We start from the raw sequence: 24,210 nt of genomic DNA, 5'->3' as shown, positions 1-24,210 counted from the left end.
GCTCAGCCGGTGCGCGGAGGCAGCCGGCGCAGGGCCACGTCGGTGAGCCTGCCGTCGTCGGTCACCGTCGCCGTCATGTACGTGCGGTACGGCTGGCTGCGGCGGTCGGTCGGCGAGCCGGGGTTGAGCAGGCGCAGACCGGTCGGCGCGGTGCTGTCCCAGGGAATGTGGCTGTGTCCGAAGACCAGGACGTCGAGATCGGGGAAGCGTTCCGCGCAGTGCTGCTCGCGGCGCCGCGCGTCGCCGGTCTCGTGGACGACGCCGAAACGCAGGCCGCCCAGTTCGGCGCGGGCGATCTCGGGGAGGCGGGCCCGCAGCTCGGGGCCGTCGTTGTTGCCGTACACCCCGATGACGCGTCGGGAACGGGCCTCCAGCAGGTCGAGGGTGGCGGTGTCCACCCAGTCCCCCGCGTGGATCACGACGTCGGCGAGCGGGAGTTCCGCGAGCAGCGGGGCGGGGAGTTCCCTGGCCCGCTTCGGGAGATGGGTGTCGGAAAGCAGCAGGAGACGCACGGCTCCAGGGTGTCACTTCGGGGCATCGGTACGGGCTCCGGCGCGGTCGGGACGGTACGGGGTCCGGTGCGGTCCCCTCGTCAGTCCAGCGCGATCTCGCTCCAGACCTGCTTCCCGCCGCTCACCGGCACCGTGCCCCAGGTCGCCGACATCGCCTCGACGAGGAGGATGCCGCGGCCTCCGGTGGCCTCCCAGCCGATGCTGGTGGGCTTGATCGGCGTGCGGGGCGAGTTGTCGGCGACCGCGATGCGCAGGCGGTGGTTGACCAGGGTGAGGTCGAGCCTGACCTGGCCGTCGGTGTGCACCAGTGCGTTGGTGACGAGCTCCGAGACGATCAGCAGGGCGGCGTCCGTGTAGGCGCCGACACCCCAGGTCCGCAGGGCGCGCCGGGTGTAGCGGCGGGCGTGCCGGACCGCCTCGGGGACCCGCCAGACGGTCCAGCTCTCGCGGAGCGGGAGCACCTCCATGCCGTCGTAGCGCATCAGCAGGAGGGCCACGTCGTCGCTGCGGTTGGCGCCCGTGAGCAGTTCGTCGGCGACGAGACCGAGGTGGGCGGGGTCGGAGCCGGCCAGGCCCGCGGCAAGCCGTTTCAGGCCGTCCTCGATGTCGACCTCCACGGACTCGACCAGACCGTCGGTGGTCAGCGCCACGATGGTGCCGGGCAGGAGCCGCAGCGGGCTCATGGGGAAGTCGGTCTGCCGGATGACGCCGAGCGGCGGGCCGGGCTCGGATTCGGGGACCTCGGTACCGCCGTTCGGGTGACGGAGGACGGGCGGGATGTGTCCGGCGCGCACATACCAGGCGGACCCCTCCTCCATGTCGACGTCGACGTAGCAGCAGGTGGCGAAGAGGTCGGTCTCCAGATCGAGCAGGAGCCGGTTGGCGTGCGAGACCACCACGTCCGGGGGGTGACCCTCGACGGCGTAGGCGCGCAGGGCGGTGCGCATCTGGCCCATGAGGGTCGCGGCCGAGGCGTTGTGTCCCTGGACGTCGCCGATGACGAGGGCGACATGGTTGTCGGGCAGCGGGATCACGTCGTACCAGTCGCCGCCGACGTCCAGGCCCGACGTGGTCGGCAGATAGCGGGCGACGGCGACCGCGCCGGGCAGCCGGGGCAGCCGGCGCGGGAGCAGAGTGCGCTGGAGCATGCCGATCAGTTCGTGCTCGGCGTCGAAGGCGTGGGCGCGCACCAGTGCCTGCCCGGCGAGGCCGGCGGAGGCGGTGAGCAGCGCACGCTCGTCCGGGCCGAAGTCGTGCGGGGTGTTCCAGCCGATCAGGCAGGCGCCGGCCATACGGCCGCCCGCGGGCAACGGCAGGACCGCGAGGCCGCCGGGGCCGACCTCGGCGAGCGCGGGTTCCAGGTCCGCGCCGGCGGGCCAGATGGCGGGCCGCCCCTCGTTGAGGGCCGCCGCGAGCGTGGGCATGGCGCGGACCGGGGCGTCGGGCCACTCCGAGCGCCATTCGCTGCGCCACAGCTCCGGCCAGAACTCCGCCTGGGGCGGGTCCAGGAGCGTGACGACGAGCCGGTCGCCCTCCAGCTCGGCGACGGCGATCCGGTCGGCCTGGAGGGGTTTGCGCAGGGCGGCGACGACGGCCTGGCCGACATCGCGGACGGTGCCGGCGGTGGCGAGGGCGGCGGCGAGCCGCTGGACGCGGCCCACGTCGTTCAGGCCGGAGCGCAGCTTGGAGGCGTCGGAGACGGTGCCCACGAGCCGTGCGGGGCGGCCCTCTCCGGAGGGCAGCAGGCGGGCGCGCAGCCGGAGCCACTTGTGTGCGCCGGACGGCTGGAGGATGCGGAACTCCAGCTCGCGGTCGCCGACGGTCATGTGGTCCGGTTCCACCGCGGACATCAGCGCGGGAAGGTCCTCCGGGACCGTCATCGACAGCAGGGTCTCGACCTTGCCGTCGAAGGCGGTGGAGGTGAGCCCGAACAGGTCGAGCACCACGTTGTCGACCTCGACCCGCCCGGTGTCCATGGAGAGGCTGAACGAGCTGGCGGGCAGGTCGGCCGCGTCGTCCGGCAGCGGGGCGGGCGGGCAGACGACGGCCTCGGCGAGCATCCCGAGGCAGGCCCGGTCCACGGAGCCGAAGCCGTCGGGGTTCTCGCTGACGGCGACCATACAGCCGTTTTCCCGCAGGGGCAGCACGGCCAGCGAGAAGTCCTGGGAGGGCGGTCGCCGGGCGTCGGAGCAGCGGGCGAGCTCCTCCGGTCCGAGCCAGCACGGCTGACCCGAGCGAAGGGCCTCGGCCGCCGGGGAGGTGCCGGACAGGGGGTAGCTGTCGCGGAGCCCGTACAGCGTCCTGGGCACCCCCGCGGACTCGGCCAGATGCAGTTCGCCGCCCCTCACGCTCGGTGAGTACACGGCGGCGACGGTCGCACCGGTGAAGACGAGTGCCTGTTCGAGCAGGCGGTGCAGCCGTTCGCGCGGGTCGAGGTCCGCGGTAAGCGTCTTCAGGGCAAGTTCGGCGCGCGACATTCTCGTTCCGCGTTCCGCAGCACCCTCACTGACCACGCCGTAATTACAGCGCTTCCCGGGCTCCGGCGCAGCCCCTGTGACCGTTCCGAACCTGTCGGGCCTGCGCGGAATCCCGTCCGGGACAACCAATCGAACGAAATCGAATCCATCTTGATTCATGCGATTCGCACAGCGATCTCATGGCAGGCGTGACGGGCCGTGCCTCCGGGCGGCCGGAGGCACGGCCACAGGGTCGAGGAGGCCGGCTCCGCTCGCCGTGCGCGATGGGCCTCCAGGGGGGAGCCTTGATCCCTGGAAGTGCGGAGGCCTTCGACGCCCCGCGAGGAGGTGGTCGGCGTGTCCGACGGGCAGGGGGCCGCACAGGCGCCGGCCGGCCGGCCGACCCCGGTGGGACGGCCGCTGCTGTCGCTGACGCTGGCCTCGATCCTGGACGACGTGCACGCCCACTCGGGAGCCGTGTACCTGCTTTCGTCCGACGAACCGGTGCTGGAGATGGCGGTCTCCGCCGGGCTGCCGCGGGCCTTCGCGGCGCCGTGGGAACGCGTGGGGCTCAGCGCGCCGATCCCGGTCGCCGACGCGGTACGGGAGCGGCGGCTGATCTGGGTGGGGGGCGAGCACCAGATGGCCCGCAGCTATCCGCGGATCGCGGTGGTGCTCCCGTATCCCTTCGCCCTCGCCGCGCTTCCGGTGGCGACGGCGACCACTGTCTACGGCGCCGCCTACGTGACCTGGCCCGGCTCCCATCCGCCGGAACTCTCCGACCGGGAGCGGGAACACCTCACCGCGGCCTGTGACCGGCTCGCCCTGCGCCTGGAGCGGGCCGCCGCGGAGAACCGCCCGCCGCACGCCGAGCCCGACCTGCTCGCACCGAGCGCGGCGTCGTCGGTCGGCACGTTCGGCACGGTGGAGGCCACGCGGATGGTGGCGCGACTGCCGTACGGACTGTGCTCGCTGGATCTGCACGGACGGATCGCCTTCGCCAACGCGGCGACGGCCGAGCTGCTCGACGTGCCCGTCAGCCGGCTCCTGGGCACCCAGTTGTGGGCGGCCGTGCCGTGGCTGAACGACCCGGTCTACGAGGACCGCTACCGGGCGGCGCTGATCAGCCAGCACGTGACCTCGTTCGTCGCGCTGCGCCCGCCGGGCGACTGGCTGTCGTTCCGCCTGTATCCGAGCACGACCGGGCTGAGCGTCCGTATCTCGCGGGCCCGGCCGGTGTCCGAGATGACGCCGGCGGGACCGCAGCGGCGCGACGGCAGCCCGCGCCTGGTGACGATCTCCCATGTACTGAGTCTGGCGAGCGCGCTGACGGAGGCGGCCGGTGTGCAGGATGTGGTGCAGCTGATCGCGGACGAGATCTCGCCCGCCGTCGGCAGCCAGGCCCTGGTCGTCCTCGGCAGCCGGGCCGGCCGCCTGCACGTGCTCGGGCATCGCGGCTATCCGGACGCGCACACCGTGGAGCAGTTCGACGGGCTGCCGCTGAGCGAGCAGACACCGGGCACCCAGGCGCTGAACACCGGCGTGCCCGCGTTCTTCGACTCGCGCGCGCAGCTGGAACGGCTGTATCCGTCGCAGTACGGGACACCCGACGGCATGGGCGCTTGGGCGTATCTGCCGCTGATCGCCTCCGGGCGGTCGGTGGGCACCTGCGTCCTCGCGTACGCGCAGTCCCACCACTTCGCGACCGACGAACGGGCGGTGCTGACGAGTCTCGGTGGGCTGATCGCCCAGGCGCTGGAGCGTGCCCTGCTCTACGACGCCAAGCTCCAGCTCGCGCAGGGCCTGCAGGCCGCGCTGCTGCCGAGCTCGCTCCCGCCGCTGGCCTCGATCGAGGCGGCCGCGCGCTATCTGCCGGCCACTCAGGGCATGGACATCGGCGGGGACTTCTACGACCTGGTGTCCTCGCACGGCCGGGCCGCGGCGGTGATCGGGGATGTGCAGGGGCACAACGTGACGGCCGCGGGCCTGATGGGGCAGATCCGCACCGCCGTCCGCGCGTACACGGCGGTCGGCCAGGCGCCGGAGGAGGTGATGGGGAGCACCAACCGGCTGCTCATCGACCTCGGGGCCGAGCTGTTCGCCAGTTGTCTGTATCTGCGTCTTGACCCGGCGCGCGGGGTGGCCGTGATGGCCCGCGCGGGGCATCCGCCGCCGCTGCTGCGCCGGCCGGACGGCAAGGTCAAGGTGCTCGACCTGGCAGGCGGGCCGCTGCTCGGGATCGACGCCGACGCCGTGTATCCGACGACGGAGGTGCCGCTCGTGCCGGGGTCCGTGCTCGCCCTCTACACCGATGGTCTGATCGAGTCCCCCGGCGTCGACATCGAGGACGCCCTCGCCGACCTGGCGCGACGCCTCGCCGCGACCGGGGACCTGCCCCTGGACGAGCTGGCCGACAGTCTGCTCCAGCGGGGCGCGGAGGCCGGCCAGGAGCGGCCGGACGATGTCGCGCTGCTCCTGCTGCGGGTACGGCCGCGCGGCTGACCGGGGCCTTGAGCGGCTGACCGGGTGCCTCAACAGGAGCGGTCCGACCCTCCCGCCGGAGGGCCGGACCTGTCCACTGTCGACCGGAATTCCCTGTTCCGTTGGCCGGTCAGTGGTTCTTGATCGCCGGAGTCACCGGCGTCAGGGGGTGGCCACGAGGCCCGAGCCGTCGCCCGTCGCGGCGCCGGACTGCTGGGCTGCCGCTCCGGACCGGTGGCCCTTCTTGTGGGACCGGTGGTGCGTCGTCCCGTTCTGGGCGCCCGCCTGGTCGCCGGCTGCCGCCGCGTCACTGGCGCTCGGGTCGGCCACGTCGCCGGCACCCGGGTCCGCCGCGCCGCCCGCGCTCGCGCTCGGGTCAACGGCAGCGGCGCTCGGGTCCACGGCACTCGCGCTCGGGTCCGCCGCGCCACCGGCACCGGCGTCTGCCGCGCCCAGCGTCGCGCCGACCGCCGCCAGCGCGGTGGTGACCGGCTGGAAGAAGGTCTCGCCGCCGGCGGTGCAGTCACCGCTGCCGCCCGAGGTCAGGCCGACCGCGCCGCCGTCCTGGGTGAACAGGGAGCCGCCGCTGTCGCCCGCCTCGGCGCACACATCGGTCTGGATGAGGCCGGTGACCGTGCCCTCCGGATAGTTCACCGTGGCGTCGAGGCCGGTCACGTTGCCGTTGTGGAGACCGGTGGTGCTGCCCATCCGGAAGACCTGCTGGCCCACGGCGGCCTCGACGGCCTGGTTGATCTGGACGCTCTGCCCGTTGCCGACGTTGACCGCGCTGTTCGTCTGCGTGGCCGGGTCGTCGTACTTGACGAGGGCGAAGTCGCCGTTGCCGGGGAAGGTGGCCTGGTCGACGGTGGCGATGGACGCGCCGGTCTGCGAGTCCGACCACTTGGCGGCGGCGACACCGCAGTGGCCCGCGGTGAGGAAGGCGGGGGTGCCGTCGCCCGCGGTGACGTTGAAGCCGAGGGAACAGCGCACATTGCCGCCGAAGATGGCGTCGCCGCCGTCCACGAAGGTCTTGAGGGTTCCCGAGGACTTCTTGAGGGTCGCCACGCCCGAACCGAGGTTCTTGACGGTCGACTCCACGGTGTTCCACTTGGTGCCCGTGACGGTGGAGTCGGCGGTCACCTGGATCTCGTTCGTCTTCGGGTCCACGGCCCATGCCGTGCCCGGGATCGTCGCGTCCGCTTTCAGCGTCTTGGCGGCGGTCTTCAGCGCCGAGGTGCTGTTCTGCACCTGGTGCGCCACGGCGCCGGCCTGCTCGATCTGATGGACGACGTTGCTGTTGTTACCGACGACATTGATGACGAGCTGCTTGTTCGCCGCGTCGTAGTACGACCCCGCGAAGGCGTCACCCAGTTGGGTGGCCAGCATGGAGGCGACGTTCGAGACATCGGTCGCCTTGAACGTTCTGGGAGCGGCGTCGTCCCCGTGCGTCTGCGACGCGTTGGCGTGGGGCAGCAGCAGAGCCGCTGCTCCGAGCGCCGCGACGCTGCCCACCGCGATGGCGGCCTTGCGCTTGGGTATCCGTTTGTGACTCAACTCTTGACCTCCTGGGGACGGGGTCGATGCCGCGTCCGGCAGCTGACTTGGGGGCGCCTGGTTGCCTGTTGATACGCACGCGTCACACGGGGCGTTCAACTGCCATTGCAAATTGCGGGAGTTGGCTTCCCCAAAGGCACTGATTGCGGAGACAACCGGTCCATTTCTGCCGTCCGGACCCGGGGCGGGCGGTCGAGCACGGTGTACGCGATCCCCGGCCGAGCGACACGGCCGACGCCCCAGGGCGCCACGCCCCCTACTCCTTGCGCACGGTGTGCGACCGATCGGCGACGCTCCGTCGTCGATCAAGAACGGAATCCCGGGTTCGGGGAATCTGCACAGCCCGTGCTCAACGAGGTCACCGCGTACGGGAGATCTGCACAGGCGCGCGCCCCCCTGCGCGGCATTGGGCCGGGACTGTCCCATTCGGTGCGGGAGCGGCAGGGGTTCGCGCGGATCCATGCCGCGCAGCGTGTGAAGAAGTCGCCGCGGGGGCGTGTGGACGCCTGCACGCTTCACCGCCCCTGGAGCACAAGTTCCCAGGTGAGAGCCCTGGTTGATTGGAAGCGCGCCCCGCGCCCGTGCTTTGATCCGTTGCACCGCGGAGGTCGCGGCACAGCTCCCGGGAACGGGAGCCGCACCCCTGCGGTGGCGGCCGTCATCTGTCCCCCCAGAGGGGGCCGCTCTCCCCCTTGTGAATATCCATATGAAGGGAAGTTCCACCATGAACTCCACCCCCCGTGTCGAGACCGCCGAGATCTCCGACGCCGACCTCGACAACGTCTCCGGCGGCCTCGCGCTGAACGCCGTCGGCACCGTCACCGGCCTGGTGGACGGCGTTGCCCCGGTCTCCGGCGTCCTGGGCACGGCCATCGGCACCGTCGAGGGTGTGACCGGCCTGAACACCGCCCCGGTCACCGGCCTGGTCGCCGGTCTCTGATCGCGTTTCACGCCGCCGAGTCCCGGAACCGCCCCACCGGTTCCGGGACTCTCGGGTGCCGTAAGCCTCTCGAACAGGTGAGAAGAGTCCCGTGCAGTTCCGCCAACAGGCCCTCGCCAAGCTGCGGTCGCCCGAAGAGCTCGACCTTCCGGTGCGCTTCGCCCGCCCGCAGGGCTGGCTCGTCCTGTCCGTGACCGTCGTCGCCATGGCCGCCGCGTCCGTGTGGGCCGTGACCGGCACCGTCACCTCCACCGTCGGCGCGCCCGCCGTCCTGACGCACGCGGAGGGCAGTTACATCCTGCAGAGCCCTGTGGCCGGGCAGGTCACCGCGGTCCTCGTGAAGGAGGGCGAGCGGCTCCCCGCGAACGCCCCCGTGCTGAAGGTCCGTACGGCGCAAGGGGAAACGGCCGTCGTCCGCACGGTCGCCGCGGGCCGCGTCACCGCGCTGGCCGCCACCATCGGCGCGATCATCTCGACCGGCGCGGACGTGGCCGCCGTGGAGAAGGTCGCCCGCGCCGACGACCCGCTGTACGCGACGGTGTACGTCTCCGCCGGGAGCGCCGCCACGATTCCCGCCGACGCCGCCGTCGACCTCACCGTCCAGTCGGTGCCGACCCAGCGGTACGGAGTGCTGCGCGGCCGGGTGAAGGCGGTGGGCCGCAGCGTGCGGACCCGGCAGCAGATCGCCGCCTACCTGGGCGACAGCCAACTGGGCCGGCAGTTCACCGCGAAGGGCAGGCCGGTGGCCGTCCTGGTCCGGCTCGACCGCTCGTCCGCCACGCGGAGCGGCCTGAAGTGGTCGTCCGCCGACGGGCCGCCGTACGCCCTCACCTCCATGACCCTCGCCACGGCTTCGATCCGGCTGGCCGGACAACGCCCCGTCGATTGGCTCCTGCCGTGACCACCGCACCCGACACCCGCGGCGGACGGCGCGCCGCGCCGCCCCGGCGCGGCGTGCCCAGGAGCCGGGTCAAGGCCGTCCGCACTCCCACCGTCCTCCAGATGGAGGCCGTGGAGTGCGGTGCGGCCTCCCTCGCCATGGTGCTCGGCCACTACGGCCGGCACATCCCGCTCGAAGAGCTGCGCATCGCGTGCGGTGTCTCGCGGGACGGTTCGCGCGCGAGCAACCTGCTGAAGGCGGCGCGCAGTTACGGCCTGACCGCCAAGGGCATGCAGATGGACACGGCCGCGCTCGCCGAGGTGCGGGGGCCCGCGATCCTGTTCTGGGAGTTCAACCACTATGTCGTGTACGACGGCATGGGACGCCGCTTCGGACGCCGGGGCGTGCACGTCAACGACCCGGGCAAGGGCCGTCGTTTCGTGCCGATGGAGGACTTCGACACCGGCTTCACCGGAGTCGTCCTGGTCATGGAGCCGGGCCCCGGGTTCCGCAGGGGCGGCCGGAAACCGGGGGTGCTGGGCGCCGTGCCGGCCCGGCTGCGCGGCACTTCGGGCACGATGCCCGCCGCCGTGCTGGCGAGCCTGCTGCTGGTGGCGGTCGGCGCGGCGGTCCCCGCGCTCAGCCGGACGTTCATCGACCAGTACCTGATCGGTGGTCAGAGTTCGCTGCTCGGGGTGCTGTTCGCGTCGATGGGTGCCTCCGTGCTGCTGACGGTGGTGCTGACCTGGCTCCAGCAGGCGAACCTGCTGCGCGGCCGCGTCATCTCCTCGACGCTCTCCAGCGCCCGGTTCCTGCGCCATCTGCTGCGGCTGCCGGTCACCTTCTTCTCCCAGCGCGGCCCGGCCGACCTGGTGCAGCGGCTCCAGTCGAACGACGCGGTGGCCGAGACCCTGGCCCGCGATCTCGCCGCGGCGGGTGTGGACGCGGTCGTCGTCGTCCTCTACGCCGTGCTGCTGTACACGTACGACCCGCAGCTGACGGCCGTCGGCATCGGTGTCGCGCTGCTCAACGTGGTGGCGATGCGGGTGGTGATCCGGCTGCGCGCGACCCGCACCGCCAAGCTGCGTGCCGACACCGCCCGGCTGACCAACACCGCTTACACCGGGCTCCAGTTGATCGAGACGATGAAGGCCACCGGCGGCGAGGACGGCTACTTCCGCAAGTGGGCCGGACAGCACGCCACCACCCTGGAGGAACAGCAGCGTCTCGGTGTGCCGAGCGCCTGGCTGGGAGTGGTCGCACCGACGCTCGCGACGCTGAACAGCGCGCTGATCCTGTGGATCGGCGGTCTGCGGGCGGTCGAGGGCCATGTCTCCGTGGGTCTGCTGGTCGCCTTCCAGGCGCTGGTCACCCGCTTCACCGCGCCGATCACCCGGCTCAACGGTGTCGCGGGCCGTATCCAGGACTTCGCCGCCGACGTGGCCCGCCTCAAGGACGTCGAGAACTTCCGGGCCGACCCGCTCTACGCCCGCTCGGGCACCGGCGACCCGACCCGGCGGCTGCGAGGTCATGTGGAGCTGGAGAACATCACGTTCGGCTACAGCCCCCTCGACAAGCCGCTGCTCACCGGGTTCTCGCTGACGGTCGGCCCGGGTCAGCAGGTCGCGCTGGTCGGTGGTTCGGGCAGCGGCAAGTCGACGGTCTCCCGGCTGATTTCGGGCCTGTACGCGCCCTGGGAGGGAACGATCCGTATCGACGGCCGGCGCCTGGAGGACATCCCGCGCGGCGCGCTCGCGGCCTCCGTGTCCTTCGTCGACCAGGACGTCTTCCTCTTCGAAGGGACGATCCGCGACAACGTGGCGCTGTGGGATCCGTCGATCCCGGACGACGCGGTGGTCGCCGCCCTTCAGGACGCGGCCCTGTACGACGTCGTGACGCGCCGTCCCGGTGGCATCCACAGCCGGGTCGAGCAGGACGGGCGGAATTTCTCCGGCGGCCAGCGGCAACGCCTGGAGATCGCGCGGGCGTTGGTGCGCAGGCCCAGCATCCTGGTGCTCGACGAGGTGACCAGCGCGCTGGACGCGGAGACGGAGCAGACCGTGATGGACAACCTGCGGCGGCGCGGCTGCGCCTGTGTGGTGATCGCCCACCGGCTCAGCACCGTGCGGGACAGCGACGAGATCGTCGTACTCGACCACGGCACGATCGTGGAACGCGGGCGGCACGAGGCACTGGTGGCGGCCGGCGGCCCGTACGCCGGTCTGGTCAGGGAGCGTTGAGATGGCCACGGTTCACGAGGGCGTCCACGAGCAGGACGTGGTGCTCGGCGCGCTCGGCGGCATGGGCACGCCGGTCGGCTGCGCGGGGCTGAGCCGCCTCGATCTGGAGGGTCCGCAGGTCCTGTGGCTGGTGGTCGCGGGCGCCATGGACCTGTTCGCGGTCGACGCCGCGCAGCAGGGCCACTGGCATCACCTCGGCCGGCTCGAAGCGGGCTCCCTGCTGCTCGGTCCGGTGACGGGCCCTCAGCACACGCTGGTGGGGCGGCCGTTGCGGGACTGCGAGGTGCGCAGGATCGGGTTGCGGGAGCTGTGTCAGCAGGCCGACACGGCGACCTGGTCGTACGGCGCCTACGGCAACCCGCAGTACGTGCCGCCGACGGAGAGCCCGCTGGAGTACGCGCTCGCGCTCGGCGTCGGACGCAGTCTCTCCATCCTCGTCCAGGCCCCGACCGCGGCCGGGAACGCGGCGGCGCCCACCGACGACGATGTGTTCTGGATGCGGGTCCCGCCGGGCAGTGTGCGGTACGGGTCCCTGTACGGGGCCGAGGCGGCGGCCGATCTGCTGATGGACTCCGGGGTCTGGCAGGGCATGGTCGACCAGCAGTACCGGCTGCTGTCCACGCTCGACCGCTGGATCGAGGAACTGGAGGCCGGGCACGAGGACCGTACGGCGGCGGGCATCAGGGCCGGTGAGGCCGTCCGCGCCCAGGCCGACCGCACCCTGCTCGCCTCGATCGGCAGACCGTCGGCGAAGCGCCCGACCGCGGCCGAGACGGACGCCACGTACGCGGCCTGCCAGTTGGTCGCCCGCGCGGCCGGGATCACCCTCGCCGAGCAGTCCCGCGGCGGCACGGAGAGCGACCGGCTCGACCCGGTCGAGCGGATCGCGCTCGCCTCGCGGGTCCGGGCCCGTGCCGTACGTCTCGACGGGCGATGGTGGCGCGACGACATCGGCCCGCTGGTCGGTCACCGGGCGGTGTCCGGCGCGCCGGTCGCGCTGCTGTGGCGGCGCGGCGGATATGTGGCCGTACAGCCGTCGTCCGGGCGGGAGACACCCGTCGAGAAGGCCAACGCGGCGGAGTTCGAACCACGGGCCGTGATGTTCTACCGCCCGCTGCCCGAGCGGCAGTTGAGTCCACTGCGGCTGCTGCGGTTCTGTCTCGCGGGCACGGGCGGGGATCTGCGCAACCTCGCGATCAGCGGGCTGGTGACCGTGATGATCGGCGCGCTGGTGCCGATCGCGACCGGCAGGGTGCTCGGTGAGTACGTGCCGAAGGCCGAGCACGGCCTGATCGTGCAGGTCTGTCTCGCGCTCATGGTCACCAGCGTCGTGTCGGCGGCGTTCATGCTGTTGCAGAACCTCACCCTGCTGCGGATGGAGGGCCGGATCGAGGCGAGTCTCCAACCGGCCGTGTGGGACCGGCTGTTGAGACTACCGACGGCGTTCTTCGCCTCCCGTTCGACCGGTGAGCTGGCCAGTGCCGCGATGGGCGTCAGCGCGATCCGCCGGCTGCTCGCGGGCGTCGGCCCGACGCTCGCGCAGGCGGGCACGGTCGGCGCGATGAACCTGGGTCTGCTGTTCTGGTACAGCGTGCCCATGGCGCTGGCCGCGATCGGCATGCTCGTGGTGATCGCGGCCGTGTTCCTCGGTCTCGGTCTGTGGCAGGTGCGCGGGCAGCGCCGTCTGGTGGTGCTGAGCAACAAGCTCAACAACCAGGCCTTCCAGACCCTGCGCGGTCTGCCCAAGCTGCGGGTCGCGGCGGCCGAGAACTACGCGTACGCGGCCTGGGCGGGCGAGTTCGCCCGCAGCCGTGAGCTCCAGCAGCGGGTCGGCCGGGTCAAGAACCTGACGACGGTGATGGGCGCCGTGTATCTGCCGCTGTGCTCCCTGCTGATGTTCATGCTGCTGGCGGGACCGGCGCACGGCTCGCTGTCTGCGGCGGACTTCCTCACCTTCAACACGTCGATGACGATGCTGCTGACCTCGGTCACCCAGGTCACCGGCGCGTTCGTGTCGGCTGCGGCGGCGCTGCCGATGTTCGAGGAGATCAGGCCGGTGCTCGACGCGACGCCCGAGGTGCGCGGGGCGAGCGCCCGTCCCGGTGTCCTGTCCGGCGGGATCGAGGCGCGGCGGCTGTCGTTCCGGTACGCCGACGACGGTCCGCTCGTCCTCGACGACGTGTCGTTCGCGATCCGGCCCGGCGAGTTCGTGGCGATCGTGGGACCGAGCGGCTGCGGCAAGTCCACCCTGCTGCGGCTGCTGATCGGCTTCGACAGGCCGGTGTCGGGCAGTGTGCTCTACGACGGCCAGGATCTCGGAGCCCTCGACCAGTCCGCCGTACGCCGTCAGTGCGGTGTGGTGCTCCAGCACGCGCAGCCGTTCACCGGGTCGGTCCTCGACTGCATCTGCGGCACCGAGCCGTACACGCCCGAGGAGGCGATGGAGGCGGCCGAGATGGCGGGCCTGGCCGAGGACATCAGGCGGATGCCCATGGGCCTGCACACCCTCGTCGCGGGCAGCGGCGCGATCTCGGGCGGCCAGCGCCAGCGTCTGATGATCGCCCAGGCGTTGATACGACGGCCACGCATCCTCTTCTTCGACGAGGCGACCAGCGCGCTCGACAACGCGACGCAGCGCACGGTGATCGAGAGCACCAAGGCGCTGAACGCCACCCGGGTGGTGATCGCGCACCGGCTGTCGACCGTGCTGGACGCGGACCGTGTCATCGTGATGGAGAACGGCCGGGTCGCCCAGCAGGGCCCGCCCGCCGAGTTGTTGGCGGACACGGGCGGGCGGCTGCACGAGCTGGTGCGGCGGCAGCTGGCCTGAGCGGTCAGTCCGTCCCCGGGACCGTGGCACCGGAGGGGACACCGGCCTCGACGTAGGCCTCGTAGATCTCCCTCCAGGCAGCGATCCCCCCGGCGTGCGGCCCCTCGGACCGTTCGCCGCGGGCCGTCGCGTCGAGGGCCGTGAGGCACACCTCCCAGCCCGCGCCGTTGCGGGCGGCCGTGTTCGGCTCGGCGAGCACGTCGGTGAGCGTGAAGCGGGTGCGCCCGTCGTCGAGGGCTTCGAGGTCGAAGCGCAGTTCGTCGCCGCCCCACTCGAAGGAGAGATGGCGGGGCGGGTCGACGGCGAGGACACGGCCCGTCGACCCGGGCGTGTTGGGATCGCCGCTGAACGTGATCGTGCCGCCGGGGCGCAGCTCCATCTCGGCGCGGGAGGGGAACCACGCGGCCAGTTCGCCGGGGTCGGTCACGAACCGCCAGACGCGGTCGACGGGGTGGTCGTAGGTGCGGCTGAAGCGGACGGCGGGGCGGCCGTCGTCCAGGGTGAGGTACGTCCCGGTGCGGGCGGTGGCTTCGGCGGACATGGCTCATTCCTTCGGTGAGGGTGCTTCCGATGAAGACGCGTCCAGTGGGGGTGCTGCGCCGTCCGGCCGCCTTCGATCGTGCGGGAACGGCTCTTCCGGGTGGTCCGACGGCTCGCCCGGCACCGGGTCCGGATCCCTGTCCAGGCGGCGGCCGAGGGCGTCCAGGCTCTCGTTCCACAGCGTGCGGTACGGGGTGAGCCAGGCGTCGAGGGCGGCGATCGGGGCCGGGTCGAGGGCGTAGACGCGGCGTTGCGCGTCCTGTCGTACCCGGACGATCCCCGCGTCACGCAGTACCCGCAGGTGCTTCGAGGTGCCCGGCTGGCTGAGCCCGCACGCCTCGACGATCTCACCGACGGCCCGGGGCCGCTCCAGGAGGAGCGCGACGATGGCCCGCCGGTGGGGGTCGGCGAGAGCGGCCCAGAGGGAGGCGTCGTCGGACATGGGACCAATATGCCTCGACAGTTATATGGCCGTCAAGGAATGCATGGGACGGACGTCACACCCGGCCACCTAGCGAAACGTTGCCGTTTCGCTCGACGCGGGTCTAAGGTCGAACCGTCGATGTGTACGAAACCGTTTCGTTTACGTGCACGCAATGTGCGACTTCCCTGGAGTGCTTCTCCCATGTCCCAGACCCTGACCAAAGGCACCGGCGCGGGTGCCGCGGACCCGGCGTCCGCCCTCGCGTCGAAGCGGCGGTGGTGGATCCTCTCGATCATCGGCATCGCCCAGCTGATGGTGGTCCTCGACGCCACCATCGTGAACATCGCCCTGCCCTCCGCCCAGGCGGACCTCGGCTTCTCCGACGGCAACCGGCAGTGGATCGTCACCGCGTACTCCCTGGCCTTCGCCTCCCTGCTGCTGCTCGGCGGGCGCATCGCGGACCTCTTCGGACGCAAGCCCGCCTTCCTCGTCGGTGTCGCCGGATTCGCCGGGGCCTCCGTCCTGGGCGGCGTCTCCAACAGCTTCGGGATGCTGGTCACCGCCCGCGCCCTGCAAGGTGTGTTCGGCGCCCTCCTCGCACCGGCCGCCCTCTCCCTGCTGAACACGACGTTCACCGACGCCAAGGAGCGCGCCAAGGCGTTCAGCGTGTACGGAGCCATCGCCGGTGCCGGTGGCGCGGTGGGCCTGCTGCTCGGCGGCCTCCTGACCGACGCGCTCGACTGGCGCTGGACGCTGTTCGTCAACCTCGTCTTCGCGGTCGTCGCCTTCGCCGGCGGCTGGGTCCTGCTGAGCGGTCACCGTGACGCGGCCGGCTCCAAGCTCGACCTGCCGGGCACCCTGCTGGTCTCCACCGGTCTCTTCGCCGTCGTCTACGGATTCTCCAACGCCGAGACGCACCACTGGAGTTCGCCCGCCACCTGGGGCTTCCTGGCCGTCGGAGGCATCCTGCTGGCCGCGTTCGCCCGGTGGCAGACACGGGCGAAGCACCCGCTGCTGCCGATGCGTGTCCTGCTCGACCGCAACCGGGCCGCCTCGTTCCTCGCGGTGCTCATCACCGGCGCGGGCATGTTCGGCGTCTTCCTCTTCCTCACCTACTACCTTCAGCTGAACCTCGGCTTCAGCCCCACCAGGACGGGTGTGGCGTTCCTGCCGATGATGGCGGCCCTGATGGTCATGGCCCAGGTGTCCACCACGGTCCTGGTGCCCCGGATCGGGCCGAAGGCGGTCATCCCCGCGGGCTTCGCGGTCGCCGCGCTCGGCATGGCCTGGCTGACCGGCATCGGCCTCGGCTCGTCCTTCTCGACCGACGTCCTGCCGCCGCTGCTGCTGATCGGCGCCGGCCTCGGCATGGTGATGCCGCCCGCGATGTCGCTGGCCACCAGCGGGATCGCTCCCGAGGACGCGGGCGTCGCCTCCGCGACCGTCAACACCATGCAGCAGGTGGGCGGTTCGATCGGTACGGCCCTGCTGAGCACGCTGGCCGCGAGCGCCTCGACCAGCTACCTCGCGGGCAAGGACGCGACGGACAAGCTGGTCCGGGCCCAGTCGACGATCGAGAGCTACACCACCGCCTTCTGGTGGTCGGCCGGCTTCTTCGCCGCGGGAGCGCTCATCGCGCTCGTGCTCTACCGCCGCGGCACGCCGGCCCAGGACCCGGACGCCGCACCGGCAGTCCACATGTGATCGGGTCCTGACCGGTCACCCATCAGGCCGAGGGGCCGCCGTCCGCAGGGAGACGGCGGCCCCTCACCCGTCGCCGGTAACGGACCGTCGCGGCGACCCGGCGCGCCTCCTGGCGCAGTTCACTCCCCGGCCGGGCGGGCCGGTACACGACCAGCGCCCGCCGCTCCTTCTCCAGCCGCAACCCGGCCGTGCCGGGGCGCACTTCACCGTCGTACGCGAGGGTGTCGGCGCCGAGGAAACCGTCCAGTTCCACCCAGGGAACCCGCTCGGCGCCGTAGACCCGCGAGTGCCCCAGGGTCCCGAGGGCCGTGGAGGCGACGAGGCGGGTACGGGCGAGGCGGCGGTCGGCGTCGGCCAGGCGCACATCGAGCAGCCCGTCGTCCAGACGCGGCCGGAAGGCGGGGGCGAGGCCGTCGGGGACGTAACGGCCGTTGCCCGCGAGGAGCAGCCACAGGCGGCGGGGCCGGCCGTTGACGTTCAGCTCGACGGGGCGCGCGGTGCTCAGCACCCGGACCAGCGCGACGGCCGCCGCCGGCCCGTTGCCCCAGCGCGGCTCCAACTCCTCTCGGATACGCATGAGTTCGGGGTACGGCCCGATGCTGAACGTGTTGAGGAACGGCATGTCCTGTCCCGCCGCCGAGCGCGCGATGCCGATGTCCACCGACACCGCCGCGCCCCCGGCGACCGCGACCGCGGTGTCCTCGAACTCCGGGACACCCACGTCCAGCGCGAAGTGGTTGAGGGCACCGCCGGGGAACACCGCCAGCGCCAGCCCCCGTTCGGCCGCCGCGCGGGCGGCGGCGTTGACACTGCCGTCGCCGCCGCAGACACCGAGCGCGCCGCCGGCCTCCGCGGCCCGGTCGGCCGCCGCGGCGAGCAGCTCCGCGAAGTCGTCGTCGGGGCCGCGCTCGATCAGTTCGGCCTCGGGCAGCAGAGCGCGCAGCCGCCCGGCGGGCGACAGCGGTGCCGCGGGCGTGCCGGCACCGGCCCGGCCGTTGACGAAGACGACCAGTCCCTTGCCGCGCGACAGCGCGGGCGCCCGCGCCGCGGGCCGCTCCCGCTCCGGTACGACGGGGCGCGGCGGCCACCAGCGGCAGGTCAGGGCCGCCGCGCCCGCGCCGATGGCCACGCCCGCGAGCACGTCACCCGGGTAGTGGACCCCGACGTAGACACGCGAGAAGGCGACGGCGGCGGCCACGGGCGCGACCAGGGCGCCGTAGCGCGTCGACTCCAGGGCGACCGCGGTGGCGAAGGCCGCGGCGGAGGCGGAGTGCCCCGAGGGGAAGGACGTGGTGTGCGGCTGACGGGCCAGGTGCCGGATCGAGGGGACCCCCTCCAGCAGCGGGCGGGGGCGGCGGGCGCTCCACTTCACCAGCGTGTTGACGGTGAACGAGGCCAGCGCCAGTGAGCCCAGGCCGCGCAGCGCCGCCCGTCGCCCCGTGGGCCCGCCGACCAGGCTCATCCCCGCCGCCGCGCCGAACCACAGGCGTCCGTGGTTGGCCGCGTGGCTGAGCCGCCGCAGCGCCGGATCGGCCCCGGGCACCCGCGCCGCGGCCACCCGTGTGAACAGCCGCTGGTCCCATTCGAGGAGTACACCCATGCTCCACCGCTACGCCGCCTCGGCCGCGCCGGCATCCCGGGTGACTCGGAACGGTGACGGGTGTGGGCCGTGCGGCGGAGAAATCGGACCGGCCGGGAGGGACCGGTCACGGAACGCGAGGATCCCTGGCACGGACGCCTCGCGGAACGCGGCGCCGTCCAGGAAGGACCCGTCACGGCAAGGGCCGCGCTCCGGAAGGAGTGGGCGTCGGACGCGGCGCCCTCCGGGGCGTGACGCCCGTGTCGCGGTTGTTCCGGCCGTGCACGCGGACATGCCGAGGGCCGGCCGACGGCCCCACTCCGTCTGACCGGCCCTCGGTGCGAAATCACATGGCGCCTCGCGACGGAGCCCGCACTCCCCAGCTACGGATCCCGGTCCATGTCCACGACGGCCACGCGATCCCGGTCTCTCAGAACGCGAAGACAGTCATCCCGTAGGAGTTCTTCACGCACTCGTTGGCGAAGGTCCGTTCGTACGAGACACGCTTGCCCTGCCAGACGCCGGCCGCCGTGACGACCACGGGATCGTACAACCTCGTACAGAAGACGTCGTTTCTAGGTGTCAGTTCGTCGAAATCGCCCTTGACCGCCCGGAGTTCGGCGCAGGCGTCGGCCGCGGCCGGATGGGTCCCGGAGGCCGTCGGGGCGCAGTTGAGGGTGACGGCGCGTTCAGGAGTGGTGACGGCCGCGCTCTGGCCGTGGCCCGTGGTGAGCACCAGGGCGGAGGGGGCGTAGAGCCCGGACGAGCCGAGGCTGGGGGCTGCGTGGGCGGACCCGACCACGGGGCCGCAGACGGCGGTGGCCGTCAGGGTGAGAGTCGCTGCCCAACGCGCGGTGTTCGGCATTGTGTGCATCCTTCCGCTCGATCGAATGCGATACCGGCTCGGTCGAGTGCCGGTTCGGCGAGCGCGAGTCTGCCGAGTCCGCACAGGAAACACACATCGACCCCACGGGTTTCGGTAACTTTGAGTATTGAATCAGTGGCGCGAAGTTACAGAATTCGAACGTCTGAGGCCCGGAACAGAGCGGTTGTTGATCGCCGCCGACGGCCACCTGGCCGGATTGACATGGCTCAGCAATAGGCCTGAAACATTCCGCTTCAACCGGCATGCCGCCTCGACTTCCGCTTACGGCGGACTTCCTCCACAGCCCTTGCGTCTCGTTCGTAACGGAGTAATCGTCATTACATGATTACAACGGAGCAACGCGAGAAGCTGCGCGGCTGGTTCGCCGGCCGCCTGCCCGACGATCTCTTCGAGAGCCTGGCGGAGGTGACGGTCGACCGTGAGGAGATCACCGTCGTCGGCCGCATCCCCGAGCCGAGGCTCGCCGAAGGCGCCTCGGACGCCGAGAAGGAGGCGGCGCTCCAGGCCCGTATCCAGGAATTCCGCGAGCGCACCCGGGACGACCGCGTCGAGGTGGCGCGCGAGGCGGAGCACCGCTTCCGCAAGAAGGTCTCGTGGGGCGTGGAGTGCGGTACCGAGCGCGCCCTGTTCACGCATGTCGCCGCGCCGGTCATGACCCGGCTGCGCCAGCCGGAACGCGAGGTCCTCGACACGCTCATCGCGGCCGGGGTCGCCCGCAGCCGCAGCGACGCCCTGGCCTGGTGCGTCCGCCTCGTGCAGCGGCACACCGACGACTGGCTCAGCGAGCTGCGCGACTCGCTGGAGCATGTGCAGCGGGTCCGCTCACAGGGCCCGGACAACGAACCGGAACAGCAGGACGCTCCCGGCGACGAGGAGTGACCCGGCCGGCGGTTCCGTGACCGCGCCGCTGCCGGTACGGCGTCACACTGGCGGCAGGTGCCGGCGAGACGAGGGAGCGCGGAGGCCGGCGCAGCCGTGTCCCCGCCCGACCATCGCGGACGGCGGAACGGCCCGCGGAGAACGGGAGCCGCTCGTGCCCGACATGGACGAGGACCAGGCGCGCCGCCGGTTCCTGGCGGCGCGGGTGGCGCGCCTCGCGACCGTGGACGCCGAGGGCCGACCGCATCTGGTGCCGCTCGTGTTCGCGCGCCACGGCGACGCGCTCGTCACCGCCGTCGACCACAAGCCCAAGCGGTCACCGCGGCTGCGCCGGTTGCGCAACATCGCCGCCCGTCCGGCCGTCTGTCTGCTCGTGGACGCCTACGACGAGGACTGGGAGCGGCTGTGGTGGGTACGGGCGGACGGCGACGCGCGCGTGATCCCGCCGCCCGGTGAGCGGGAGCCCGCTGACATCCCGCACGCGTACGCCGCCGCGATCGACGCGCTGCGGGACAAGTACCCCCAGTACCGGAACCGGCCACCGGACGGCCCGGTGACAGTGATCACCGTCCACCGCTGGCGGGGCTGGCAGGCCGCCCCGGACCGTTGAGCGGCGCCCCGGGGGCGAAGGCAGCCTGGCCGGTGCTCAGTCGCGGATCGTTCGGGCGATGTCCAGGGTGAGGCGGTGCCAGGGGTCGCGGGGGTCGCGGCCGGTCAGTTCGTGGACGCGGCGCAGGCGGTAGCGCAGGGACTGCGGATGCAGGTGCAGCGCCCGCGCGGCGGCGTTCGCGGAGCCCGAGTCGATGTACGCCGTGAGCGCCTCCAGCAGATGCCGCTGACCGGCGTCGGTGAGCGGCCCGAGCACCAGCCGGGCGATGTGGTCCGGCAGGGCGGCCGGGCGCCCGGCGAGCAGGGCGAGGACCTGCGCGTCGGCGTCCGTCAGAACGTGCCCGGACCGATGGGCGTGGGCCGGCGCCGTGTCGAGCGCGTCGGCGGCGAGCCGGTGCGCGAGGGCGACCCGGTCCAGGCTCTCGCCGGTGATGACACACCCGCGCCAGGGCCGTTCACCCAGGACCGCCCCCACGCGCTCCGCCGCCGCGAGCGGCAGCAGCAGAACGGCCCGGGAGCCTCGTACCGTCGCCAGGGACGTCACCTCGCCCCCGGGACCGGCCAGCGCGTCGAGCAGTCCTGTCGCCGTCTCGTGCGCGAGGTCGGGCCGGTCCGCGGCGACCGGCTCGGCCGCCAGCAGGCAGCAGGGGTCCGGCAGCTGGATGCCCAGCCGGGCGGAGCGGTCGGTCAGCGCGCCCACCGAGGCGTGCCGCCCGGCGATCAGGTCGTCGAGCAGCAGCCGCAGCGCCCGGGTCCGGCCGGCGGCCAGGTCCTCACTGGTGGCGGCGTACGCGGTGGCCATCTCCTCGGAGAGGGTGTCGAGGGTGACGAGCAGCATGCGGGCCAGCGCGAACGCGTCGACGGCCGCGAGCCGGGGCGCGCGGGCGGCGACCTCGTCGGTGAGGACGGTGCCCGCGACCCGGTAGGCGCGCAGCACCGCCTGCACCGGGCGCCCGTCCGCCGCGCGGGCCGACGCGATGCCCCGGAAGCGCCGCAGATCGGCCGGCCCCAGCGTGCCGTCGGTGGCCCAGAGGTGCAGCAGCCGCTCAAGGCCCCAGGCGGCGATGGCCCGTACCTCGGGCAGCCGGCTGTCGTCGAGCGCCGCGTACACCGGGACCTGTTCGTGGACGGCGGCGACGATCGCCTCCACGACACGCGGGTCGGCGACCATCTCCTGCCGGACGCGTTCCCGGACCTCGGACGACTTGTTTGTCACAGGGTGATGATTCCAGCCGCACGTTGTGCGCACCACGGTGGACGGGACTTGTCACAGTCGCCAGGATCGACCTCGCACAGCGCGGTCTCAGGGACGAGAGGCGGGACGTACGGATGGCGAAGCATTGGGCCGACTTCCAGTACGAGATCTATCTGAACGGAATGACGGGCGCCGTACCGCGGCTGCCCACCGATCTGACACGGCTGGAGGAGCTCACCGAGCAGCGGCTCGGACCCGGTCCGGTCGGCTATGTGGCGGGCAGCGCGGGCAACGGCAGCACGGCGCGCGCCAACCGGGACGCCCTCGACCGGCGCCGGATCGTGCCGCGCATGCTGCGGGACGTCCACGAACGCGACCTGTCCGTCGAGGTGTTGGGGCGCCCGCTGCCCGCGCCGCTCGCGCTCGCCCCGATCGGCGTGCTGTCGATCATGCATCCGGACGCGGAGTGCGCCGCGGCACGGGCCGCCGCCGCGCAGGGCGTCCCCTACATCCTGTCCTCCGCCTCCAGCACCCCCATGGAGCAGGTCGCCGAGGCCATGGGGGACGCCGAGCGCTGGTTCCAGCTCTACTGGGCGAAGGACCGCGAGGTCACCCGCAGCTTCCTGGACCGGGCGAAGGCGGCCGGGTTCACCGCGCTGTTCGTCACGCTCGACACGCCGCTGCTGGCCTGGCGCCCGCGCGATCTCGACCAGGCGTACCTGCCGTTCCTGCACGGCGTGGGCACCGCCAACTACTTCTCGGACCCGGCGTTCCGGGCCGGTCTGGCCAAGCCCGTGCACGAGGACCCGAACGCGGCCGTGATGCACTTCGTGAACATGTTCGCGGACCCCGGCAAGACCTGGCCGGATCTGGCCTTCCTGCGGGAGAACTGGGACGGCCCGATCGTCCTCAAGGGCATCCTGCACCCGAACGACGCCCGGCGCGCCGCCGAGGCCGGGATGGACGGCGTGGTCGTCTCCAACCACGGCGGCCGGCAGGTCGCGGGATCGGTCGCGGCCGCCGACGCGCTGCCCCGCGTGGTGGAGGCGGTGGGCAACCGGCTCACCGTGCTCTTCGACAGCGGCATCCGCACCGGCGACGACATCTTCAAGGCACTCGCACTGGGCGCGCGGGCGGTGCTCGTAGGACGTCCGTACGCCTATGGACTCGGCCTCGACGGGCAGGCGGGCGTCGAACACGTCGTCCGCTGCCTGCTCGCCGAGTTCGATCTCACCCTCGCCCTGTCCGGGCACGCCCGCCCGGACTCCCTCGGCCCCGACGACCTCATCGAGGAAACCGCATGACCGTCACGAAGAACGTGCTCGCCGTCGTCTCTCCGCATGTGGGCGGCCGTACGGCGGGTGCCGCGCTCGCCACGCTCTTTCCCGGGCAGGTCCGCGTCACCGTCGTGGAGTCGACGGACGAGGACCCCGCCGCGCTGCGCGAGGCCCATGTCGTCGTCACGGGCCTCGGGCCGGTGACCGCCGGACACATCGCCGCCGCACCGGACCTGGAGCTGATCCAGTGCGCGAGCCACGGCTTCGACTACGTCGATCTGGACGCCGCGCGCGACCGGGGCGTGCCCGTGTGCAACATCGGTTCCAGCGGCGCCGAGAAGCAGAACGTGGCCGAGCAGACCTTCGCGCTCATGCTCGCCCTGGCCAAGCAACTGGTGCCCGCCCACACCGCGTTGACCGAGGCCGACTGGGCGCTGCCACGGCTCCAGCAGTCGATCACCGAGCTGTCCGGCAAGACGCTCGGCATCGTGGGACTCGGGCACATCGGCGAGGAGGTCGCCCGGCGAGCGGTCGCGTTCGACATGAGCGTCGTGTACGCCGGGCCCACGCGCGCGTCGGCCGAGACGGAGGCCCGGCTCGGCGCCCGCCATGTCGAACTCGACGAACTGCTGCGCGTATCGGACTACGTCAGTCTGCACGCGCCGCTCACCGAGGCGACCCGGCACCTGCTGAACGCCGAGCGGCTCGCGCTGCTCAAGCCGACCGCGTTCGTCGTCAACACCTCGCGGGGCGCCCTGATCGACCAGGACGCCCTCGCGGACGCGCTCCACGCGGGCGCCCTCGCGGGAGCGGGCCTCGACGTCTTCGACCCCGAACCGCCCACCCCCGCCCTGCGGTTGCTCAAGGCGCCGAACGTCGTGCTCTCACCGCACGTCGCCGGTGTCACCCGCGAGACCCTGGTACGGATCGCGCTGGCCGCCGTCCAGAACGCCGCGGACTTCGTGGCGGGCAAGCCGCCGCAGGACGTCGTCTCGTAGCCGCGCTCCCGTCGGGCCCTGCGTCCGCGACGGGCCGACAGCGGATCGGGGTCTCTCTAGCGGGCCTCGGTCCGCCAGCGCTGGATGTCGGAGTAGTCGCGGACCTTGACCACGATGTCGGCGCCGGGGTCCGTGGACGCGGGCGCGACGGCCAGTCCGTCGCGCCCGCGGGAAAACCACCCCCCCCCCCCTTCTAAGGCGTCGTCCCCCTCCCCCCCCTTCTTCT

At 72.4% G+C, this 24,210-nt stretch carries 18 protein-coding genes; 10 read left to right on the top strand and 8 right to left on the bottom strand.

Annotation, left to right across the window (positions count from 1 at the left end; translation table 11 throughout):
• Positions 1-2: 2 nt before the first annotated feature.
• Positions 3-512: a metallophosphoesterase family protein gene (locus tag ACZ6KY_RS37160; protein ID WP_469314679.1), complete on the bottom strand. Its 510-nt coding sequence runs from the start codon at positions 510-512 to the stop codon at positions 3-5.
• 80 nt (positions 513-592) lie between these two features.
• Entirely contained in the window at positions 593-2,989 is a 2,397-nt protein-coding gene (locus ACZ6KY_RS37155; protein ID WP_469314678.1) for a SpoIIE family protein phosphatase, read from the bottom strand.
• Between the two features lie 327 nt (positions 2,990-3,316).
• On the opposite strand from ACZ6KY_RS37155, the gene ACZ6KY_RS37150 reads away from it, so the two are divergent.
• A complete protein-coding gene (locus ACZ6KY_RS37150; protein ID WP_469314677.1) occupies positions 3,317-5,470 on the top strand; it encodes a SpoIIE family protein phosphatase in 2,154 nt (717 codons plus the stop codon).
• Between the two features lie 141 nt (positions 5,471-5,611).
• Here the strand turns inward: ACZ6KY_RS37150 and ACZ6KY_RS37145 are convergent, their stop codons facing one another.
• Positions 5,612-7,003 carry a S1 family peptidase gene (locus ACZ6KY_RS37145; RefSeq protein ID WP_469314676.1) on the bottom strand — a complete coding sequence of 464 codons (1,392 nt, stop codon included), beginning with the start codon at positions 7,001-7,003 and terminating at the stop codon, positions 5,612-5,614.
• Between the two features lie 724 nt (positions 7,004-7,727).
• Between ACZ6KY_RS37145 and ACZ6KY_RS37140 the strand changes: the two genes are divergently transcribed.
• From ACZ6KY_RS37140 to ACZ6KY_RS37125, 4 genes are all read left to right on the top strand, one after another.
• Positions 7,728-7,943, top strand: a complete 216-nt coding sequence (locus tag ACZ6KY_RS37140) for a type A2 lantipeptide (RefSeq protein WP_384795851.1) — start codon at positions 7,728-7,730, stop codon at positions 7,941-7,943.
• A 91-nt stretch (positions 7,944-8,034) separates the two neighbouring features.
• On the top strand, positions 8,035-8,844 hold the full coding sequence (locus ACZ6KY_RS37135; RefSeq protein WP_469314675.1) for a hypothetical protein: 810 nt from the start codon (positions 8,035-8,037) through the stop codon (positions 8,842-8,844).
• Entirely contained in the window at positions 8,841-11,063 is a 2,223-nt protein-coding gene (locus ACZ6KY_RS37130; protein WP_469314674.1) for an NHLP family bacteriocin export ABC transporter peptidase/permease/ATPase subunit, read from the top strand. Before ACZ6KY_RS37135 ends, ACZ6KY_RS37130 begins: the two co-directional genes overlap by 4 nt.
• Before the next feature lies 1 nt (position 11,064).
• Positions 11,065-13,893, top strand: a complete 2,829-nt coding sequence (locus ACZ6KY_RS37125; protein ID WP_469314673.1) for an NHLP bacteriocin export ABC transporter permease/ATPase subunit — start codon at positions 11,065-11,067, stop codon at positions 13,891-13,893.
• A gap of 4 nt (positions 13,894-13,897) precedes the next feature.
• Here ACZ6KY_RS37125 and ACZ6KY_RS37120 read toward each other — a convergent pair whose 3' ends face one another.
• Positions 13,898-14,434 carry an SRPBCC family protein gene (locus ACZ6KY_RS37120; protein WP_469314672.1) on the bottom strand — a complete coding sequence of 179 codons (537 nt, stop codon included), beginning with the start codon at positions 14,432-14,434 and terminating at the stop codon, positions 13,898-13,900.
• A 3-nt stretch (positions 14,435-14,437) separates the two neighbouring features.
• Positions 14,438-14,875 carry an ArsR/SmtB family transcription factor gene (locus ACZ6KY_RS37115; protein WP_469314671.1) on the bottom strand — a complete coding sequence of 146 codons (438 nt, stop codon included), beginning with the start codon at positions 14,873-14,875 and terminating at the stop codon, positions 14,438-14,440.
• A gap of 183 nt (positions 14,876-15,058) precedes the next feature.
• Between ACZ6KY_RS37115 and ACZ6KY_RS37110 the strand changes: the two genes are divergently transcribed.
• Positions 15,059-16,561, top strand: a complete 1,503-nt coding sequence (locus ACZ6KY_RS37110; RefSeq protein WP_469314670.1) for an MFS transporter — start codon at positions 15,059-15,061, stop codon at positions 16,559-16,561.
• A gap of 22 nt (positions 16,562-16,583) precedes the next feature.
• On the opposite strand, the gene ACZ6KY_RS37105 is transcribed toward ACZ6KY_RS37110, so the two are convergent.
• Positions 16,584-18,161: a bifunctional phosphatase PAP2/diacylglycerol kinase family protein gene (locus ACZ6KY_RS37105; RefSeq protein WP_469314669.1), complete on the bottom strand. Its 1,578-nt coding sequence runs from the start codon at positions 18,159-18,161 to the stop codon at positions 16,584-16,586.
• Positions 18,162-18,570: 409 nt separating this feature from the next.
• A complete protein-coding gene (locus ACZ6KY_RS37100) occupies positions 18,571-19,005 on the bottom strand; it encodes a protease inhibitor (RefSeq protein ID WP_469314668.1) in 435 nt (144 codons plus the stop codon).
• A 342-nt stretch (positions 19,006-19,347) separates the two neighbouring features.
• Between ACZ6KY_RS37100 and ACZ6KY_RS37095 the strand changes: the two genes are divergently transcribed.
• Both ACZ6KY_RS37095 and ACZ6KY_RS37090 read left to right on the top strand, forming a co-directional pair.
• Complete coding sequence (locus ACZ6KY_RS37095) at positions 19,348-19,905, top strand: hypothetical protein (protein WP_469314667.1); 558 nt, start codon at positions 19,348-19,350, stop codon at positions 19,903-19,905.
• 154 nt (positions 19,906-20,059) lie between these two features.
• Positions 20,060-20,515: a TIGR03668 family PPOX class F420-dependent oxidoreductase gene (locus ACZ6KY_RS37090; RefSeq protein ID WP_469314666.1), complete on the top strand. Its 456-nt coding sequence runs from the start codon at positions 20,060-20,062 to the stop codon at positions 20,513-20,515.
• A 36-nt stretch (positions 20,516-20,551) separates the two neighbouring features.
• Here ACZ6KY_RS37090 and ACZ6KY_RS37085 read toward each other — a convergent pair whose 3' ends face one another.
• Positions 20,552-21,730 (bottom strand): PucR family transcriptional regulator, encoded by a 1,179-nt coding sequence (locus tag ACZ6KY_RS37085; protein ID WP_469314665.1) that lies wholly within the window; start codon positions 21,728-21,730, stop codon positions 20,552-20,554.
• A gap of 113 nt (positions 21,731-21,843) precedes the next feature.
• On the opposite strand from ACZ6KY_RS37085, the gene ACZ6KY_RS37080 reads away from it, so the two are divergent.
• Both ACZ6KY_RS37080 and ACZ6KY_RS37075 read left to right on the top strand, forming a co-directional pair.
• A complete protein-coding gene (locus tag ACZ6KY_RS37080; RefSeq protein WP_469314664.1) occupies positions 21,844-23,013 on the top strand; it encodes a lactate 2-monooxygenase in 1,170 nt (389 codons plus the stop codon).
• Entirely contained in the window at positions 23,010-23,984 is a 975-nt protein-coding gene (locus tag ACZ6KY_RS37075; protein WP_469314663.1) for a 2-hydroxyacid dehydrogenase, read from the top strand. The genes ACZ6KY_RS37080 and ACZ6KY_RS37075 overlap by 4 nt, the downstream gene beginning before the upstream one ends.
• The last annotated feature ends 226 nt before the right edge of the window (positions 23,985-24,210 follow it).

This window comes from Streptomyces sp. NPDC042002, assembly GCF_055588305.1.
This window is presented reverse-complemented; position numbering and strand designations above follow the sequence as displayed.

What these genes read in the sequence shown, in the direction of transcription:
- ACZ6KY_RS37155 (WP_469314678.1), bottom strand. Translation starts at nt 2,989, where the DNA reads ATGTCGCGCGCCGAACTTGCCCTGAAGACGCTTACCGCGGACCTCGAC.
- ACZ6KY_RS37140 (WP_384795851.1), top strand. Translation starts at nt 7,728, where the DNA reads ATGAACTCCACCCCCCGTGTCGAGACCGCCGAGATCTCCGACGCCGAC.
- ACZ6KY_RS37125 (WP_469314673.1), top strand. Translation starts at nt 11,065, where the DNA reads ATGGCCACGGTTCACGAGGGCGTCCACGAGCAGGACGTGGTGCTCGGC.
- ACZ6KY_RS37120 (WP_469314672.1), bottom strand. Translation starts at nt 14,434, where the DNA reads ATGTCCGCCGAAGCCACCGCCCGCACCGGGACGTACCTCACCCTGGAC.
- ACZ6KY_RS37115 (WP_469314671.1), bottom strand. Translation starts at nt 14,875, where the DNA reads ATGTCCGACGACGCCTCCCTCTGGGCCGCTCTCGCCGACCCCCACCGG.
- ACZ6KY_RS37110 (WP_469314670.1), top strand. Translation starts at nt 15,059, where the DNA reads ATGTCCCAGACCCTGACCAAAGGCACCGGCGCGGGTGCCGCGGACCCG.
- ACZ6KY_RS37105 (WP_469314669.1), bottom strand. Translation starts at nt 18,161, where the DNA reads ATGGGTGTACTCCTCGAATGGGACCAGCGGCTGTTCACACGGGTGGCC.
- ACZ6KY_RS37100 (WP_469314668.1), bottom strand. Translation starts at nt 19,005, where the DNA reads ATGCCGAACACCGCGCGTTGGGCAGCGACTCTCACCCTGACGGCCACC.
- ACZ6KY_RS37095 (WP_469314667.1), top strand. Translation starts at nt 19,348, where the DNA reads ATGATTACAACGGAGCAACGCGAGAAGCTGCGCGGCTGGTTCGCCGGC.
- ACZ6KY_RS37080 (WP_469314664.1), top strand. Translation starts at nt 21,844, where the DNA reads ATGGCGAAGCATTGGGCCGACTTCCAGTACGAGATCTATCTGAACGGA.
- ACZ6KY_RS37075 (WP_469314663.1), top strand. Translation starts at nt 23,010, where the DNA reads ATGACCGTCACGAAGAACGTGCTCGCCGTCGTCTCTCCGCATGTGGGC.